This window comes from Microbacterium sp. OVT16B, assembly GCF_019969705.1.
Taxonomy (GTDB): domain Bacteria; phylum Actinomycetota; class Actinomycetes; order Actinomycetales; family Microbacteriaceae; genus Microbacterium; species Microbacterium natoriense.
The window spans coordinates 1,391,253-1,409,283 of the sequence record NZ_JAHXZA010000001.1; the positions used below are offsets into that span (position 1 = coordinate 1,391,253).

The 18,031-nt window shown below is 69.8% G+C and carries 14 protein-coding genes; 7 read left to right on the plus strand and 7 right to left on the minus strand.

All coding sequences use genetic code 11. The features are described 5' to 3' along the window. Nucleotides 1–13: 13 nt before the first annotated feature. Both LC438_RS06525 and LC438_RS06530 read right to left on the minus strand, forming a co-directional pair. The gene (locus LC438_RS06525) at nucleotides 14–742 is read right to left on the minus strand and encodes a response regulator transcription factor (protein ID WP_105672248.1); all 729 of its coding nucleotides are present in this window, start codon (nucleotides 740–742) and stop codon (nucleotides 14–16) included. Between the two features lie 44 nt (nucleotides 743–786). Continuing rightward, the gene (locus tag LC438_RS06530) at nucleotides 787–1,815 is read right to left on the minus strand and encodes an acetylxylan esterase (protein ID WP_223586145.1); all 1,029 of its coding nucleotides are present in this window, start codon (nucleotides 1,813–1,815) and stop codon (nucleotides 787–789) included. Between the two features lie 58 nt (nucleotides 1,816–1,873). Between LC438_RS06530 and LC438_RS06535 the strand changes: the two genes are divergently transcribed. Then, complete coding sequence (locus LC438_RS06535) at nucleotides 1,874–5,896, plus strand: hypothetical protein (protein ID WP_223586146.1); 4,023 nt, start codon at nucleotides 1,874–1,876, stop codon at nucleotides 5,894–5,896. 68 nt (nucleotides 5,897–5,964) lie between these two features. On the opposite strand, the gene LC438_RS06540 is transcribed toward LC438_RS06535, so the two are convergent. Both LC438_RS06540 and LC438_RS06545 read right to left on the minus strand, forming a co-directional pair. Then, entirely contained in the window at nucleotides 5,965–7,125 is a 1,161-nt protein-coding gene (locus tag LC438_RS06540) for a mandelate racemase/muconate lactonizing enzyme family protein (RefSeq protein ID WP_105672245.1), read from the minus strand. A 91-nt stretch (nucleotides 7,126–7,216) separates the two neighbouring features. Continuing rightward, nucleotides 7,217–8,020 carry an IclR family transcriptional regulator gene (locus LC438_RS06545; protein ID WP_223586147.1) on the minus strand — a complete coding sequence of 268 codons (804 nt, stop codon included), beginning with the start codon at nucleotides 8,018–8,020 and terminating at the stop codon, nucleotides 7,217–7,219. A gap of 331 nt (nucleotides 8,021–8,351) precedes the next feature. On the opposite strand from LC438_RS06545, the gene LC438_RS06550 reads away from it, so the two are divergent. Genes LC438_RS06550 through LC438_RS06560 form a run of 3 tightly spaced genes read left to right on the plus strand, consistent with a single transcriptional unit; the run spans nucleotide 8,352 to nucleotide 11,397 of the window. After that, nucleotides 8,352–9,182 carry a carbohydrate ABC transporter permease gene (locus tag LC438_RS06550; RefSeq protein ID WP_223586148.1) on the plus strand — a complete coding sequence of 277 codons (831 nt, stop codon included), beginning with the start codon at nucleotides 8,352–8,354 and terminating at the stop codon, nucleotides 9,180–9,182. Continuing rightward, nucleotides 9,182–10,039: a carbohydrate ABC transporter permease gene (locus LC438_RS06555; RefSeq protein ID WP_105672242.1), complete on the plus strand. Its 858-nt coding sequence runs from the start codon at nucleotides 9,182–9,184 to the stop codon at nucleotides 10,037–10,039. Before LC438_RS06550 ends, LC438_RS06555 begins: the two co-directional genes overlap by 1 nt. 50 nt (nucleotides 10,040–10,089) lie before the next feature. After that, a complete protein-coding gene (locus LC438_RS06560) occupies nucleotides 10,090–11,397 on the plus strand; it encodes an ABC transporter substrate-binding protein (protein ID WP_223586149.1) in 1,308 nt (435 codons plus the stop codon). Between the two features lie 73 nt (nucleotides 11,398–11,470). Here LC438_RS06560 and LC438_RS06565 read toward each other — a convergent pair whose 3' ends face one another. Beyond that, entirely contained in the window at nucleotides 11,471–12,190 is a 720-nt protein-coding gene (locus LC438_RS06565; RefSeq protein WP_223586150.1) for an SDR family NAD(P)-dependent oxidoreductase, read from the minus strand. Continuing rightward, a complete protein-coding gene (locus tag LC438_RS06570; RefSeq protein WP_258132416.1) occupies nucleotides 12,187–13,080 on the minus strand; it encodes a dihydrodipicolinate synthase family protein in 894 nt (297 codons plus the stop codon). The genes LC438_RS06565 and LC438_RS06570 overlap by 4 nt, the downstream gene beginning before the upstream one ends. A 136-nt stretch (nucleotides 13,081–13,216) precedes the next feature. On the opposite strand from LC438_RS06570, the gene LC438_RS06575 reads away from it, so the two are divergent. The 3 genes from LC438_RS06575 (at nucleotide 13,217) to LC438_RS06585 (ending at nucleotide 16,416) form a co-directional block, all read left to right on the plus strand. Continuing rightward, nucleotides 13,217–14,101 (plus strand): SMP-30/gluconolactonase/LRE family protein, encoded by an 885-nt coding sequence (locus LC438_RS06575; protein WP_223586151.1) that lies wholly within the window; start codon nucleotides 13,217–13,219, stop codon nucleotides 14,099–14,101. Nucleotides 14,102–14,188: 87 nt separating this feature from the next. Further along, nucleotides 14,189–15,661 (plus strand): ABC transporter permease, encoded by a 1,473-nt coding sequence (locus LC438_RS06580; protein ID WP_223586152.1) that lies wholly within the window; start codon nucleotides 14,189–14,191, stop codon nucleotides 15,659–15,661. A 29-nt stretch (nucleotides 15,662–15,690) separates the two neighbouring features. Beyond that, nucleotides 15,691–16,416, plus strand: coding sequence for an ABC transporter ATP-binding protein (locus tag LC438_RS06585; protein ID WP_223586153.1), 726 nt, complete (start codon nucleotides 15,691–15,693; stop codon nucleotides 16,414–16,416). 57 nt (nucleotides 16,417–16,473) lie between these two features. Here LC438_RS06585 and gndA read toward each other — a convergent pair whose 3' ends face one another. Next, on the minus strand, nucleotides 16,474–17,922 hold the full coding sequence (gene gndA, locus LC438_RS06590; RefSeq protein ID WP_223586154.1) for an NADP-dependent phosphogluconate dehydrogenase: 1,449 nt from the start codon (nucleotides 17,920–17,922) through the stop codon (nucleotides 16,474–16,476). Nucleotides 17,923–18,031 lie beyond the last annotated feature (109 nt).

Sequence of the window (18,031 nt, forward strand, 5' to 3'; positions counted from 1 at the left end):
ATCCTCGTGATGCTCACTGAGGGGCCTTGATCATGTAGCCGACGCCGCGCACCGTGTGCAGCAGCGGCGTGCGGCCCGCGTCGATCTTCTTGCGCAGGTAGGAGATGTAGAGCTCGACGACGGAGGACTTGCCGCCGAAGTCGTAACTCCAGACGCGGTCGAGGATCTGCGCCTTCGACAGGACGCGGCGCTCGTTGCGCATGAGGTAGCGCAGCAGCTCGAACTCCGTCGCGGTGAGCTCGATCTCGGTGCCGTCGCGGACCACCTCGTGGCTGTCCTCGTTGAGCGTCAGGTCGGCGACGCGCAGGATCGACTGCCCGTCGTCGGCCGTGGCGTGACCCGTGCGCCGGATGATCGCGCGGAGGCGGGCGATGACCTCCTCCAGGCTGAACGGCTTGGTGACGTAGTCGTCGCCGCCGGCGGTGAGTCCGGCGACGCGATCGCCGACGGCATCCTTCGCGGTCAGGAAGAGCACGGGGACGAGGCTCCCCGACTCGCGCAGCCGCCGCAGCACCGACATGCCGTCGAGGTCGGGCATCATGATGTCGAGCACGAGCGCATCGGGCTCGAACTCGCGTGCGACCTGCAGCGCTTCGAGGCCGGAGGACGCGGTGCGCACCTCCCAGCCCTCCATGCGGAGCGCCATCGCGAGCAGGTCGGTCAGCATCTGCTCGTCGTCGACGGCGAGGATGCGCAGGGGGGAGCCGTCGGGGCGGCGCAGATCGGGATGCACAGTGCTCATGCACCCATTCTGCGGAATCTCCTATGTGATTTCTATGGAGAGCGCTATGTGTTGTCTGGGAGCTCCGGCGCGAGGCGATCCGCCGGGAGCGCGAGGAAGTCGATGCCCTGCTGGAGGGCGAGGCGATCGGCCGCGGCGCCGAGGGGGCCGTCCAGGTGTCCGTTCGCCCTCACGCCGAGGCGCGAGGGCGCCGGGATCGCGTGGTGCACGGCGAACTGCCCGCGCGGATCCACGGCCGGATCGAGCACCGCGGCGATCGTGAGGGTGGGGATGCGCAGCCGTCGTGCGGCGATGGCGGCATCGAAGTAGTCGATGACGGGCCGGTGCTCCGGATGCTCGTGCAGCAGCCGGCGGACGGCCTCTCCGCTGCCGGTGCACCGCCGGGTGAGGCGGATCGCGTGATGACCGAAGCTCGGGACGTCGAGGACAGCGCGGCGGAACCGCGGATCCCAGGGGAGGGCCATCGCGCCGATGCCGCCGCCGAAGCTGCTGCCGCTGAAGTCGAGGGCCGGCGCGGCGGACGGCGCGATGTCGAGCAGGATCGTCGCGGCGCGCCAGATGTCGGCGGCGGCGAAGCGGTGCGAGTACGTGTCGCGGTGCGCGATCCCGGCGACCACGTGCTCATCGGGGACGGCGGGGAAGCGGCTGGGCGTGCCGGGGTGCGTGCCGGGGGCGCACGGGAAGATCGCGGCGGTATCCGACGGGACGCGGTCGGGATCCGGGGCGGTGCGGCCCCCGTAGCCGTGACCGACGACGAGACCACGGCGGATCGCCGAGGGGTCGAGGGGCAGCATCAGGTAGGCCGCTGCGGATTCGCCCGCGGACGAGGCGAACGTCAGCGCCGAGACGCGATGCGTGTCGGTCGGGGCGAGCTCGTGCGTCGTCGCCCACTCCACGGGGCCGACGCCGAACTCCTCGTGGGTCGCCGTCCAGAACTCGTCGAAGTCGTCCGGTTCGATCGGCGGAGCCGGCGGCAGGAGCAGAGCGCTCAGCGCGTACTCCGTCAGCTCTTCCGGCGTGTCCTGGGGCACCTGGTGGGTCCTCTCGGGGGTGAGGGCGATCGACGGCGCCATCGTATCGGCGTGGGGGCATCCGTTGACATTGTCGCATACAGATTGCATCATGTGCATCATGGATTCAATTTCGAACACGGGGGCCGGCGACGACGCCACGCTCTGGAGTCGTCGGGCGGTTCTGCGGATGCTGGTGATCGCCGGGGTGCTGCCTCCGGTCCTCGGGGGCAGCCCCTCATCGGCCTCGGCGTCGATGATGGGCGTCGGAGCCACGGTCACCGGAACCGGCGGGGCCTTTCCCGACGCGCTGCGCCGGCTGACGAAGCCCAACCTGGCACTGACGCAGGTCGCACAGCTCGTGGGGCAGAACCACCGGATGACGTTCCACCACGCCACATGGGACGGCGGGGAGACGATCGTCCGCGACCTCGAGGTCAAGCGGAACGGCGCCTGGCTGCCCATCACCGATCAGGCGCACCGCTTCGACGAGCAGTGGGTCGTGCTGACGGGCACCCTGCCGTCCGGCAGTGCTCCAGAGCTCTACGGACCGCTGGCGACGAGCTGGCTGGGCTTCACGTCGTATCAGGTGCTCGGACCACAGGCGATCGAGCTCCGCACGAGCACGGACGACGTCGACCTGGTCGTGCGCTGGCGGCTCGAAGGCGACAACCCGGAGGCGCACTACGTGCTGACGGCGAAGACGGCGGGCGACTACATCGTCGGGTACCAGAGCCAGGACACGAGGTCGCTGGACGACGTCGACGAAGTGCTCTGCGGCTCGTACCAGCACGCGCTCTCCGTCCTCGACGGCTCGGCGCCCCTCGGCGCATGGGAGCTCTTCGCGCCGATGGCGCTGACCCAGTACGAGGTCGGCGGGGTCGCGGTCACCTCGGGGCTGTACCTCCCCGCGGAGGTCGCCGAGTTCGTGCACGAGCGTCAGCTCATGTCGGATCGCCAGCCCTACGGCATGAGCCTGCGCAACGACAGCCTCGACGTCGTGCCGAGCATGTACTCCCCGCAACCGGGGCTGCGCACCGCGATGACGGTCGGACAGCAGCGCGGGTTCGCCTTCGGCATCGCCGCCCGCGCCGACACCCTGTACGGCACCTACACCCGGCTGTGCCGCGACGAGTACGGGCTCACCGCGTACCGGCGGAACGTCTACGACCGCTCCCTGACCGACGCCGTGCACTCGATGACCGAGCTCATCGCCATCGAGCCGAACGGCGACGACTCGACCGACTACATCCCGTCGTTCTCGGGCTGGTGGAGCCGGGCCAAGGGATTCGTCGACGTCGAGAACGAGGATGCCGTCCGCACCGCCGCGAGCGGCGTCGTGCTGGCGGCGCACTACCTCACGGGCACGGCGGACAGCACCCTGTACGAGCGGCGAGCGCGACCGCTCATCGAGTACCAGCTCTCCCGCAAGGGCATCGGGCACTCGCCGGTCATCGGCAGCCCCGTGTACAACGACACGACGCAGTACCGGCTGGGCAAGATCGCCACGGATGCCGTGAACCTCGCGTCCCTCTATCAGCTCACGCACGGGCGCAACGCGTCGATCCAGCGCCTCGCCGTGCAGGCCACGAAGGCCGGCGTCGTCGGGCAGAGCAGGGCGCCCTTCTCGAACGCCCTGGCCACGTACCGGATCACCGGAGACCCCGCGTACCTCGCGGAGGCGAGCCTGATCGGCAAGCGGTACACGCGCGAGCAGATCCTCACCCCGTACCGCAGCAACGGCCAGCCGCCCGGCGGATTCGCCTACAGCTTCTCGAAGTACTGGGTCGACCTGCTCGAGCTGTTCGAGGTCACCGGCGACACGGAGTTCCTCGACGGCGCGTACCGCGAAGCCCAGCGGTTCATCACGCAGACGGCCGTGCGTCCGGTCCCCGATCAGAACGTCACCGTCCCCGACGGCCACGTGATCACTCAGCAGTACGACTGGGAGACGCGCAGCTCGCTCCCGAGCTATCCGACGACGAGCGTCGCGACCGAGACCGTTCCCGCGTGGTACGTCTCGCCGTCAGGACTCACGTTCGAGGCCCTGTCGTCGTTCAAGCTGGGCGTCAGCTCGCTGACCGATCCGGGAGGCGGCTACGTCTTCAACCCGTGCTGGGCCGGGGCGCTGCTCCGGCTCGCGCACCACACCGGCGACGATCTGCTCGCCGATGTGGCGCACAACATGGTGATCGGACGCTTCACGACCTACCCCGGCTACTACGGACGTCAGTTCCAGGTCGCCCACATGAAGCCCGACTTCGCCACGAGCGGGCCCGTCGGGATCACCGGGTACTACTTCCATCACGCCCCCGCACAGCTGGGGCTCGCGATGGACTACCTCATCAGCGAGAGCTTCTACCGCAGCTCGGGCAGCATCGACTTCCCGCATGTGTTCGAGGCTGACTTCGCGTACTTCAAGTTCTTCGCGTACGGTCACGCCCCCGGCACGTTCTTCGGCGAGACCGGAGTCTGGCCGTACCTCCCCGCGGGTCTCATCTCGCTCGACAACCCCCTGGTCAACTGGATCGGCGGCGTCGGCAACGACGCGCTCTACCTCAGCCTCACCAACTCCGCCGCCGGTGCGCAGCAGGTCGTGGTCGACCTGTCCAGCGACCTCACCGGAATCCCTCGCGGCTCCGCACCCGTGGTCGAACTGGTCGCGGCGGACGGCAGCCGCTCATCCGTCTCGGGGCACAACGGCAGGGTCACGGTCACGGTCCCGGGGCACGGCCTGCTCGCACTCGTCGTGCGCAATGTGACCGTCGAGCGCCCCGCGCTGCCCTCCGACGACATCGTCGACCACGGATCCGACAGCTTCAGCGAGGTCGATTCCGATCCGTCGGGGGAGTACGGGCTCGTCCGCGGGCTGCTGCTGGTCAGGCCGGGCGGGGAGGGGTACGACGCCTACGTCCAGATCGACACCGAGCAGGCGGCCACGCTGAGCTATCGCATCGGCTCGCAGCCCGTGCAGCAGGCGCCGGCCAAGGGCTACCCCTACGAATGGACGATCGGGGTCGACGACCCGACCAAGAGCATCAGCTACACGGTCACGGCGGGTGGGGTCACCACGTCGGAGGTCACGCTGCGGCTGCCCTCGCGCATCAGCGGCGCGCACTCCGGCGTCGCGGGAGACGTCGTCGCCCAGGCCACGGGGACGGCGGGGGATCGCGTGCCGCTGACGATCGAGGTGCGTAACGCCACGAACGCGGCGATCAGCGGGTCCGTCACGGCGACCCTCCCGACCGGGTGGCAGCTCGAGGGCCCCGTGCCGGCGGTGTCCGTCCCGGCGCACGGCACCGCCCGCGTGGAGGCGGCGGCGGTCATCGCGGCGGCTGCCCCGCTCGGGGAGGTGCAGATCGCGGCATCCCTGTCGGTGCCCGGAGGGGCGCCGATCGTTCTGCGTCCGGCTCCCATCGAGGTGATCGACAGGCGCCGCCTCGTGTCGCTGACCTCGGACAAGGAGATCGTGAGCGGTCCCGGCGCTGTCGCCACCCTGACCGCGCTCGTCATCAACACGGGCGTCACCCCGCTGCAGGCGACGCTGTCGCTGTACGGAACCACGGCGTGGAGCATCGCCCAGCGGGATGCCGTCGTGACGGTGCCGCCGCGGTCCGACCTCACGCACTCGTGGACGGTCACGGCGGGACCGACCGTCGCGCCCGGATCGACGATCAGGTTCGAGGCGCGGCTGGATCAGACGCTGCGGCGAGGGGTGCTCGTGCGGGTCGCCGACGAGGGCGTGATCGCCCACACGCAGTCCCCGTGGCCCGGGTATCTCGAGGCGGGGCGGTGGTACCCGAGCGGGCTCTCCGGGTGGAACGGCACGCGCACCCGCTACAGCGACGCCGACTCGGTGGGCAGCACGGTCACCTGGAACGCGAATCTGCCGCAGGCGGGGCTCTACCGGGTGTCGGTCTGGTACCCGACGAACCCCACGACCACGACGTCCGCGGCCTACATCGTCCAGCACGAGTCTGGCAGCACGGAGGTGATCGTGGACCAGACCGTTGGCGCCGCGGCCTGGCGCTCTCTCGGGACGTTCCGCTACGGCGCAGGCGCGGTCGGCGTCGTGAAGCTGGAGGTGCGCAACACGAGCATCCACCGCGTGAGCGCGGCGCAGTTCGTCCGGATCGGCGACTGACGACGAGGAGGGGGTGCGCCGGGAGAGATCCCGGCGCACCCCCTTCTCGTGTGCGTGGTCGGCTGCGCTCAGCTGCGCACGTACCCGCGGACCACGTCCTCGTCGACCTCGACGCCGAGGCCGGGGCCGGTGGGGACGAGGAAGCCGCCGTCGGGCTGCACCTCCAGCGGAGTGGTGAGGATGCGGTTCGCCACCGGAAGCGTGAACGGCTGGTACTCGAACGCGAGCAGGGAGGCGGAGCTCGCCGCGACGTGCACGCCCGCGGCCATCGCGATGCCGAAGGCGGCCGAGTGGTGAGGGGCGACCTGGGCGTGGAACGCGTCGGCCACGGCGGCGATCGCGAGACCCTCGGTGATGCCCGTGCGTCCGATGTCGGGCTGCGTGAGCCCGACCGCCCGGCGGCTGAGCCAGTCGGCGAACTCGAAGCGGCTGCGCATCGCCTCGCCGACGGCGATGGGGGTGGCGAGGCTCGCTGCGAGGTCGCGGTGCCCCTCGACGTCCTCCGGAGCCAGCGGCGCCTCGAAGAACCAGGCCCTGCGGTCGTCGAGCTCGCGGCCGAGCGCCTTCGCCTCTCCGAGGCGGTACGTCCAGTGGGCGTCGAGCGCGAGATCGAGGTCGGGGTGCACCGCCTTGATCGCGTCGAAGGTCGCGAGGTCGGTGCGGATGTCGGTGCCGAGGTGCAGCTTGATGCGGCGAACGCCGGCCTCGACGAGCGCGGCGGCCTTGTCGGCGCGTTCCACGTCGTCGTCCCCGCGGATGCCGGAGACATAGGCGGGCAGGACCTCGGCGAAGCGTCCGCCGGCGAGTTCGGACACGGAGAGTCCGGTCGCGCGCCCCCAGAGGTCCCACAGGGCGATGTCCACCGCCGCCATCGCATCGGCCTGATGACCGGTGAGGTGGCCGCGCTCGCGCATCGACTCCGTCATGCGGTGCCAGAGCGTCCGCACCGAACGGGGGTCCTCCCCGATGATGAGCGGTGTGAGCAGGCGATCCACGATCGCCGCGGCGACCTCGGGGGCGACGGGGGCGAGCGCCTCTCCCCAGCCGACCAGGCCGTCGTCGGTCTCGATCTTCACCATCAGGGTCTCGTAGCCGGGGGAGTACAGGCTCCGCCACGGCGGTCGGATGACGTAGCCGCGATGCGCCACGCCCGTGTCGCCCGCGTAGGAGTCGTCGGCTTCCTCCCTCGACAGGAAGAGCGGGAAGGTCTGCACGCGCGCGATTTTCACAGGGGTCTCCGAAGACAGTCGTGAGGGAAGAGGCCGATGGCGGGTGCCTCGGCGAGGGATTCGAGCGTCGCGGTCGATGCCGCGCCGCGGGTCAGAGCGCGGCGAACGCCGACGCGGAGCGGGAGGGGCTGTAGCCCAGGGCCACGGAGATCTCGTCGGCCGCCTCGATCAGCTGCAGCGCGAGCTCCTGATGGGGTGCGTGCAGATCCAGCACCGAGAGCGGTCCGCTCGCGGAGAGCGCGGCGACGACCTCTCCCGCCCTGTTGCGGATCGGCGCCGCGATGCAGGCGCGGCCGAAGGCGAGCTCCTCGATCTCCGTCGCGTACCCGCGGCTGCGGGTCTCGTCGAGGGCTGTCTGCATGGCGTCGCGGTCGACGATCGTGTGGGGGGTGAAGCGCTGCGGGGACTGCTGGAAGTACTCGTCGACCGCGGCCGACGGCATCCCGGCCAGCAGAGCCTTGCCGAGGCCCGTGGCGTGCAGCGGGCCGGTGCGGCCGGCCATCGCGAACGACTTCGGTGCGAGCGCGCCCTCGAAGTTGCAGAGGTAGGTGAAGGTGAAGCCGCTGAGCTCGGCGACGTTCACGCCGATCTCGATGCGGCGGGCGAGGTTCTGCGCGATCTGCCGGGAGGCGCGGTGGATCGGAGAGCCGTTGAGGGCGATCGTGCCGAGCGCGACCGCGGCGGGGCCGAGGCGGTAGAGGCCGGTGCGTGCGTCCTGCACCACGAACCTCATGCGGTCGAGTGCCGACATCATGCGCGAGACCGTGGACTGGCCGAGGCCCGTCAGCGTGCAGAGCTCGGAGACGCGCAGCTCTCCCGACTCCTCGGTGAAGCATGCGAGCAGCGACATCGCCCGTTCGACGGTCTGGGTGCCTCCCACCGATTCCGATGCCATGTCGACTCCTCCTCCTTGCTGGCGCCGCATCAGCGGCGTCGCGGCTCCACGCCGCTGCCAGTCATCCTAATGAGAGAAGTGGCATCGAGCAAGGCAAATGTGGGTGTCTTATGCATTTTGTGGATTTCGCATCCGCATTGTGGTTGACTAGCCGCACGTCAACGTCGACGACTGTGACGACGACGCGCACGATCCCGTACGGGATCTTCCCTACTCGAAAGTGAAAGCAATGCCACAAGCCACCCTCGAGCGGCCCGAGACACGCGAACGGGTCGAACCGCGTTCCGGTCGACGCTCGACGCTGGGCGCGAAGGATCGCACCTTCGGATTCATGATCGCACTTCCCGCGGTCCTGCTGTTCCTCGTGATCGCGATCTTCCCGCTCGTGTCGAGCATCGGCACGAGCCTGTACGATCAGTCGCTCCTCCGCCCGGAGCGGACCTTCGTCGGGTTCGACAACTACGTCGCGGTGTGGGACGAGTTCGTCGCCCGGCTGGGCACCACCCTCGTCTTCTCGTCGCTCTCCACGATCTTCCCCCTCGTGCTGGGCGTCGCGCTCGCGATCCTGCTCAACTCCCGCCTCCGCGGACGCAACATCCTCCGCGGCGCGCTCATGCTCCCGTGGCTGTTGCCCGGCGTCGTGGTGTCCTTCCTCTGGGCCTGGATCTTCAACGACAGCTACGGCGTGGTCAACCACGTGCTCGCCGTCTTCGGTCTTCCCGAGATCAGCATGCTCGGCAACCCCGTCGGCGCCATGGCCGCGGTCATCATCGCGAAGACCTGGCACTCGTTCCCCTGGATCATGGTCGTCGCCCTCGCCGTGCTCCAGACCCTCCCCAGCGAGCAGATCGAGGCGGCGACGATCGACGGCGCCACGCGGTCGCAGCGATTCCGCTACATCTCGCTCCCGCACATCGCCGGTCCCGTCGCCCTCGTCGCGGTGCTGGAGTTCATCTACAACTTCGGAAACTTCGACACGATCTTCGTGATGACCGGTGGTGGCCCCGGCGACTCGACGACCACCCTGGCGCTCAGCCTCTACCAGCTCGCGTTCGGCAGCTACGAACTCGGCAAGGCCTCCGCGATGGGCGCCCTCTGGCTCGTCCTCCTCGCGATCATCTCGAGCGGGTACCTGCTCCTCAACCGACGACTGGAGAAGTGATGAGCCGCAGCCGCGACATCGGAGAGTCGATCATCCGCCCCCGCCTCTCGCTCCCCGGACGCATCGGCCTCGTGCTGCTCGCGCTGTTCGGACTGCTGCCGATCTACTGGCTCACCGCCACGGCGTTCACGAAGAAGGAGGACGTCTTCGCGCAGGACCGTCCGTTCTTCCCGGTCGATCCGACGTTCGAGAACTTCATCGGCTTCTTCCAGAACGATGCGCTGATCAAGAACCTCGGCAACAGCGTCGTGGTCTCGACCGGCACCGCGGTGCTGGCCGTCCTGGTCGGCGGGCTCATGGCCTACTCGCTCTCCAAGTTCCGCTACCGCGGGCGCAACGCGATCATGTTCATGTTCCTCATCGGGCAGCTCATCCCCGGAGCGCTGCTGCTGATCTCCCTCTACCTGATGCTCAGCTCCGCCGGCCTGCTCTACACCTACACCGGTCTGATCATCTCGTTCACGACGTTCACGCTCCCGCTCACGGTGTTCCTGCTCAAGGGCATCATCGACGGGCTGCCGGACGACATCCTCGAGGCCGCGAAGGTCGACGGACTCTCGCGCACGGGGACCATGTTCCGGATCGTGTTCCCCCTCGTCGTGCCGGGGCTCATCACCGCCGCGATGTTCGCCTTCATGCGCGGCTGGAGCGATCTGCTCTTCGCGCTCACTCTCGCCGGACCCGACAAGCAGACCCTGCCCGCGGGGCTCACGCAGGCGTTCATCCGCGAGGGGACGGCCGACTGGCCGGCGCTGATGGCGGCATCGCTCATCACGTCCCTTCCCCTCGTGATCATCTTCGTCCTCCTCCAGCGCTACTTCGTCTCCGGTCTCGCCGCCGGAGCGGTGAAGGGGTAGCGCCGCCATGACCATCTCGACCCGAACAACTCGATGAAGGAGCAGTCTCCATGACCATCACGAACACGCAGCTGAGCCGCCGTGCCTTCCTCGGCGGAAGCACAGCCCTGGTCGCCCTCGGCGCCCTCACCCTCGCGGGCTGCGCCACCCCCGCCGGTCCCGGCTCCGTCACCGCGACGAACGCGGCGACGAAGGCGAAGACCATCAACTTCTACGGCAACTCCCTCGGCGAGGAGGCGCTCAAGCCCGCGTGGCAGGGCATCCTCGACGGGTTCTCGTCGAAGGCCGGCGTGAAGGTGGCCCCGGTCATCTACCCGTACGACCAGGCCGCCACGCAGCTCGCCCTCACCGGACGCTCCGGCAAGCTCCTCGGCGTCGGGCAGTCGGGCGGATGGCAGGTGCTCACGCCGATGAACGTGCTCGCCGACCTCACCGACCTCGCCAAGGGCCTCGGCATCCCGCAGGGCGTGCTGGACTCATACACGATGGACGGCAAGCTGCTCGTCCTGCCGCTGACGGCGGCCGGCATCGGCCTCATCACCAACGGCGAGATCGCGAAGAGCGTCGGCATCACCTCCGGCATGTCCGTCGAGAAGTTCGCGACGGCGCTCGAGAAGATCAAGTCCCAGGACTCGTCCCTCATCCCGTACGCCGCGGTGACCAAGGCCTCGGAGCTGAAGGATGCCGTGCACTGGATGTGGGGATTCGGCAGCGATGTCGTGACCGACGACCTCGTCTGCACGCTCGGCGACGCGGAGAGCGTCAAGGCGATCACCTGGTACAAGTCCCTGCAGGACGACGGGCTCACGCAGACCAACGTGGCGCGCAGCGATGCCCGCATCCTGTTCGCCAGCGGCAGGACGGCCCTGTACGACGACGCACCCCTCGCGTCGACCTTCGTGAAGACGAACGGCGGGGCGCAGAACATCGTCGACAACATCGGCGCGATCTCCCGTCCGACCGTCGGCAGCAAGAAGTCGTACAACCGGGCATGGGGCAGCGGCCTCTTCGCGAGCGCGGGGGAGGGCGAGGTCACGAGCCGCGAGTTCATCACCTACGCCGCGACCAACGTGAAGGCGGCGACGGCGCTGTACGAGCGGTCGGCGGTGGCGCCGGCGGCGAAGACGGTCGCCGACCAGATCCCCGCTCTCGCCGCCGACAAGTTCCAGGCGGCGTTCCGGACCGAGGTCTCCGAGCACGCGCGAGGCGCTGCGTGGGACCGCGTGGCCGTGACCGCGCAGATCGACGCGGCCATCGGCGGCGGCATCGCCACGATCCTCGCCGGCCAGGTCGACGTGCAGGCCGGCCTCAACGCTCTGAAGAAGGAGGTGCAGGGGCTGCTCGACTCCAACAAGTAGCAGCCACCGCACACGAATGCCCCGCCGGATTCTCCGGCGGGGCATTCGTCGTCTCGATGCGAGGCGTGAGGTCTCAGAGCCAGCGCTCGCGCAGCACGGGCTTCAACCATGCGGCGGGGGAGGAGATGGAGAGACCGCCGTCGACGGCGATCGACGCTCCCGTCACGAAGGATGCGGCGTCGGACGCGAGGAACGCGACGACGGAGGCGACCTCCTCCGGTCGGCCGATCCGTCCGAGCGGGTAGCCCTCGCTCTCTCCGGTGTCGATCGCGGAGATGCTGCCGGGCTCGACCGCGTTCACGCGGATGCCCTGGGGACCGTACTCGAGGGCCAGCTGACGCACGAGCCCGGCCACGCCGGCCTTGGCCGCCGCGTACGCGGGCAGGCCAGGCGCGGCGAGGGAGGCGTTCACGGACGTGACGGCGACGATCGCCGCGCCGCGAGCGAGATGCGGGAGCGCCGCGCGAGCGACGAAGAACGCGGAGTCGAGGGTCGCGCCCAGCGCTCCGCGCCAGTCGTCGTCGCTCGTCGAATGCGCGGGGCTGACCGGCATCCGTCCTGCGGCGAGCACGACCACGTCGAGGCCGTCCAGCGCCTGCACGGCGTCTGCGACCGCGGTGTCCGCGGCCTCGGGCTGACTGCAGTCGGCGACGAGGTAGCGGGCGAAGACCGGATCGTCGAAGGGCTCGAGGCCGACGCCGACGACGGCGTCGCCGTCGGACGCGAACGCGCGCGCGATCGCGAGGCCGATGTCGGAGCTGGCGCCGATGAGCAGGACGCCGCGGCCGCTCACACGCGCACCGCTGACGGGACGGCGGGGAGAGCGAGCTCCTCGATCACGAGGTCGACCGCGGCGCGGCTGCCCTCGTCGAGTCGCGATGCCGGGTACCGCACGGTCGCGTGCTCGATGATGCCGCGCGCGACGAGGATCTCCTTGTGCACCGCCCACGCGATGCCGCCCTGCAGTCCGATGAGCACGAGAGGGAGCATACGACGGAAGCCGGCGCGCGCCTCGTCGACGCGCCCCGCGACGAAGTCGGCGAGTACAGGGCCGAGCAGATCGGGGAACTCGCACGCCGGCATGGTGCCGACGGCGCCGCGGGCGTACTCCTCCAGGCAGAACTGGGCGTTCTGCCCGCCGAGCACGGCGAAGTCGGCGTCGCCGATCGCCTCGACGACGGCGCCCACCTTGGGGGCCGTGGGCGGGGCCTCGACCTTGACCGAGTCGACGTTGTCGAGGCGGGCGAGCTGCGCGATGAGGGCGGGCGGCATGACGACGCCGGTGACGCCGGGGGCGTCCTGCACCATGACCGACAGCGATGTCGCCGCGGCGACATCGCCGTAGAAGTCGACGAGGGTCGCCGCGGGGGGCTTGACCATGAACGGCGGGAGGACCATGAGGGCGTGAGCGCCCCCCTCCTCGGCCAGGAGCGCCTGCTCGATCGAGGTGGCCGTCGAGGTGCCGTTCACGCCGGCGATGACGGGGACGTGCCCGTCGACGACCTCGACGACGTCGGCGAGGATGGTGCGCCGCTCGTCGGTCGTGAGGGCGAACCCCTCGCTGGCCATCCCGAAGACGGCGACGCCGTCGACCTCGGAGGCGAGCTGGAACTCGACCAGGCGTCGGAGGCCCGGCCGGTCGAGCGCGCCCGATTCGTCGAACGGGGTCGCCAGGATCGGCATCAAGCCGTGGAGTGTCGGAGGCATTGGCCAGTTCCCTGCTTTCGCAATCGGAGTCTCGCATTCACGCAAGCGTTATGCACATTGTGAGATAGTCTGCCATATAACGGTTATGGACTACCACTGAAAGCTGGCCCCGATGTCGCGTTCCCCCCGCTCACGCCGTGTCGAGATCCTCTCCGAGGAACGCTACGTACAGGCGGAGTCCCCGCGCTGGGACGCGCGCGACGGGACCCTGGCCTGGATCGACATGTCGACCGGCAGGTTCCATCGCGGCAGCATTGCCGACGGCAGGGTCGTGGCCGGTTCCTCCGTCGTCGTCGGCGCCCAGATCGGCGCTCCCGCTCCGCTCGCCGATGCGGGAGCGGGGTGGGCGGTCGCCGTCGACCGCGGACTCGTCCACGTCGGGGACGACGGGGCGGTGGTCCCGCTGATCGCCGACCTCGCCGCACCCGGCGACTACATGAACGACGGAGGCTGCGACCCCGCCGGACGCTTCTGGGTGGGTAGTCAGTCGATGCCCCGCGACCCGCACTGCGCACTGTGGAGCATCGACGCCGACGGGGTCGCCACCGAGAGGCTCGGCGGGGTCACCGTGTCCAACGGGCTCGTCTTCGACGAGTCCGGTTCGACGCTCTACTACATCGACACGCTGCCCCATCGCAGCATCGAGGCCTTCGACGTCGCCCCGGACGGGCGCCTCTCCGGACGGCGCACCGTGTGCCGCGTCGACGGCGGCAACCCCGACGGCATGACCATCGACGAGGAGGGCATGCTCTGGGTCGCGGTCTGGGATGCCGCAGAAGTGCGTCGTTACTCTCCCGCAGGTCGGCTCGTGGAGACGATCGAGCTCCCCGCGAAGCGACCGACCGCCGTCGCCCTCGTCGACCGACTCCTCGTGATCACGACGGCGAGCGTGGGGCTGGAGCACCCGTCGACCGCGGACGGCGCCCTGCTGGGCGTCGAGGTCGATGCTCCCGGCGCGCCCGCGCTGCCGTGGCGCGGGCGGCATCCGCGTCCATAGGCTTCCCATCGGGCGTCCCTCAGGTCCCCATAGCGGTGGTGCATACCGTCATCCTCACCCGCGAAATCGCGCGGAGGAAGGAGACACATGTACGGGACATATCTGCGGCGCGAACTGGCGGGCCGCAAGAGACAGACGCTGATCGTCGCCATCGGCCTGGCGATCGCCATCGGCCTGGTGATCGTCGTCAACGCGCTCACCACGGGAGTCCGCGATGCGCAGGCCCAGGCGCTGGAGTCGGTGTACGGGGTCGGCACCGACCTCACCGTGACCGGCGCCGCAACAGAGCCGGGGGAGGGCGGACCCCAGCGCTTCGACTTCGGCGCTGACGACGGCAGCACAGACGGAGAGACGACGACCCTCAGTCGCTCGACGCTGCGGACCGACCTCATGCGCGGCACCCTGGAGAGCTCGGTGCTCGACACGGTGTCCTCGACGAAGGGCGTGGCCGCGGCATCCGCGGCGCTCAGCCTGACCGACTCCACGTTCACGGGCGAGATGCCGAGCGGAGGATTCTCTCCGCAGGGCGGCCAGAGTGCCCCCCAGGAGGGCGAGACCGCCCCGCAGGGCGGCGCAGACGGAGCGGGCGGCGGCTCGTTCGGAATCGACTCGTTCTCCGTGCTGGGGATCGACCCGGGGACGGCATCCGTCGGACCGCTCGCCTCGGTCGAGGTCAGCGACGGCCGCGCCTTCACCAGCGGCGATGCGGGGGCGCTCGTCGCGCTCGTCGATGCGACCTATGCGGCGACGAACGAGATCGCCGTCGGCGGCACGATCGACGTCGGCGGCACGATCGACGTCGCCGGCTCGACCGTGCAGGTCGTCGGCATAGTCGCCTCGACCTCCGACACCGCAGACACCGCGGCGAACGTCTATCTGCCGCTCGACACCGCGCAGGAGCTCTCCGGCGCGGGCGACGTCGTCTCGACGATCTACGTGCAGGCCGACTCCGCATCGGGGATCGATGCGGTGCAGACGGCGCTGACGAAGGAGCTGCCCGATGCGACGGTCACCTCGCAGTCCGAGCTCGCCTCCACCGTGTCCGCGTCGCTCTCGAGCGCGACCTCGCTGATCACGAACCTCGGCACGTGGCTGTCGATCATCGTGCTCGCAGTGGCCGTGCTCATCTCGGTGCTGCTCACGCTCTCCGGCGTCTCGCGGCGCACACGGGAGTTCGGCACGCTCAAGGCGATCGGCTGGTCCAATGGCAGGGTCGTCCGTCAGGTCGCCGGGGAGTCGATGCTCCAGGGGCTGATCGGCGGCGCGGCGGGCCTCGTCCTCGGAATCGCGGGGATCGTGCTCATCAACGTGCTGAAGCCGACGGTCGCCGCCTCGAGCGGCGGTGCACAGGGCGGTCCCGGGGGTCAGGGCGGCCCCACAGGAGGCGGCATGTTCCAGGTGCAGCAGGCGGCGGACATCGTGCTCCACGCGCCGTTCACCCCCTGGGTGCTCGCCGCCGCGGTGGGCCTCGCCGTCCTCGGTGGACTGGTCGCCGGCGCCTTCGGAGGATGGCGGGCCGCACGGCTCAGCCCGGCCGAGGCACTGCGCTCGGTCGCATGACGGACTCGTACGGACAAGGAGAATCAGACATGAGCATCGCAGAAGCAGTGCACTCGGCGGAGGGTACGGAACCAGGGGTTCCGCTCTATCAGGCGGAGGGTCTCACCCGCACCTACGCGCAGAAGGGGCGCACGGTCACCGCGGTGACCGGCGTCGACCTCGCCATCATGCCGGGCGAGTTCGTCACGATCCAGGGGCCGACGGGCGGAGGGAAGTCGACGCTCCTGCAGCTCCTCGGCGCTCTCGACCGGCCGTCATCAGGATCGCTCCGATTCGGCGGAGCGGAGCTCGCCCGGGCGTCCGCCCGCGAGCTCAACCGGATTCGCGCCGAGGAGATCGGGTTCGTGTTCCAGGGTTTCAACCTGATCCCGACGCTCACCGCGTCGGAGAACGTGAACATGGCGCTGGAGCCGTTGTCCCTCGCTCGAGCGGAGCGGGAGTCGCGGGTCGCCGCCGCGCTCGCCCACGTCGGCCTCGACGACCGGGGTAGCCACCTGCCGACCGAGCTCTCCGGAGGACAGCAGCAGCGGGTCGCGATCGCCAGGGCCATCGTCAAGCGCCCTCGGGTGCTGCTGGCCGACGAGCCGACGGGCAATCTGGACGAGAGCATGAGGGACGAGATCCTCACGCTGCTGGAGAACCTGTGCGCCGAGGGCATCACGATGATCGTGGTCACTCACGATTCGGCCGTGGCCCGTCGGGCGACGCGGCGGCTGCGTCTGGCGAACGGACGCGTGCAGGACATCACGCGCTGAGCAGATGACGAAGGCCCCGGCGGTGAGCCGGGGCCTTCGTCATGGTGTCGGACGCGCTCAGTGCGTGTCTTCCGCCTCGATCTCGGTGCGGTCGCCCGACCACAGCGTGTGGAAGGTGCCGGGCTTGTCGATGCGCTTGTAGGTGTGCGCGCCGAAGAAGTCGCGCTGGCCCTGCACGAGGGCGGCCGGCAGGCGGTCGGCCCGGATGCCGTCGTAGTACGACAGCGACGAGGAGAACGCGGGCGCGGGGATGCCGGCCTCGGCGGCGGCGACGACCACGCGGCGCCACGCTGCCTGGGCGCGACCGAAGACCTCGGCGAAGTACGGCGCCGTCATCAGCACGGGGAGCCCCGGCTCGGCGTCGTAGGCGTCGGCGATGCGGTTGAGGAACTGCGCGCGGATGATGCAGCCGCCGCGCCAGATCTTGGAGATGGCGCCGAGGTCGATCTTCCAGTCGTACTCCGCTGCACCGGCGCGGATCTCGTCGAAGCCCTGCGAGTACGCGACGATCTTCGACGCGTACAGCGCGAGGCGCACGTCCTCGATGAACGCCTCCTCGTCGGCGACGGCGAACTCCTCGTCGGGGCCGGGGAGGGCGGATGCCACGGCGCGCTGCTCGGGGTGCGAGGACAGCGAGCGGGCGAAGGTGGCCTCGGCGATGCCAGAGACCGGGACGCCGAGCGAGAGGGCCGTCTGCACGGTCCATGCGCCGGTGCCCTTCGCGCCCGCCTGGTCGACGATGACGTCGACCAGCGGCTCGCCGGTGGCGGCGTCGATCTGGCGGAGCACCTCGGCGGTGATCTCGATCAGGTAGCTCTCCAGCTCGCCCTTGTTCCACTCGGCGAAGATCTCGGCGATCTCGGCCGGCGACTTGCCCGTGCCGCGGCGGATGAGGTCGTACGCCTCGGCGATGAGCTGCATGTCGGCGTACTCGATGCCGTTGTGCACCATCTTGACGAAGTGGCCGGCGCCGTCGTGGCCGACGTGCGTGACGCACGGCTCGCCCTCGGCGACGGCGGCGATCGACTTCAGGATCGGGCCGAGGGTCACCCACGACTCGTCGGAACCGCCGGGCATGATCGACGGGCCCAGGAGTGCGCCCTCCTCACCGCCGGAGATGCCGGCGCCGACGAAGTTGATGCCGGTCTCGCGGACGGCCTTCTCGCGGCGGATCGTGTCGGGGAAGAAGGCGTTGCCGCCGTCGACGATGATGTCGCCGGGCTCGAAGACCGAGACCAGGGAGTCGATCACTGCATCCGTCGGGCCGCCGGCCTTGACCATGATGATCGCGGTGCGCGGCTTCTGCAGAGAGTCCGCGAACTCCTGGTAGGTGGAGGCCGGGATGAAGCCCGCCTCCGGGTGCGCGTCGAGCACGGACTGCGTCTTCTCGTAGCTGCGGTTGAAGATCGCCACGGTGTTGCCCTCGCGGCTCGCGAGGTTGCGGGCGAGGTTCGAACCCATGACGGCGAGTCCGACGACTCCGATGTTCGCTGATGCTTCGGGCACAGAGGGCTCCTCGATCGTGAAGTAGGGGATGAACCCAGATTATCGCGACGTGGAGAGCGGGAGCGCGCGTGTGTCGTGGATGCGCGGAGCATCCGACGAACGAGGAGGC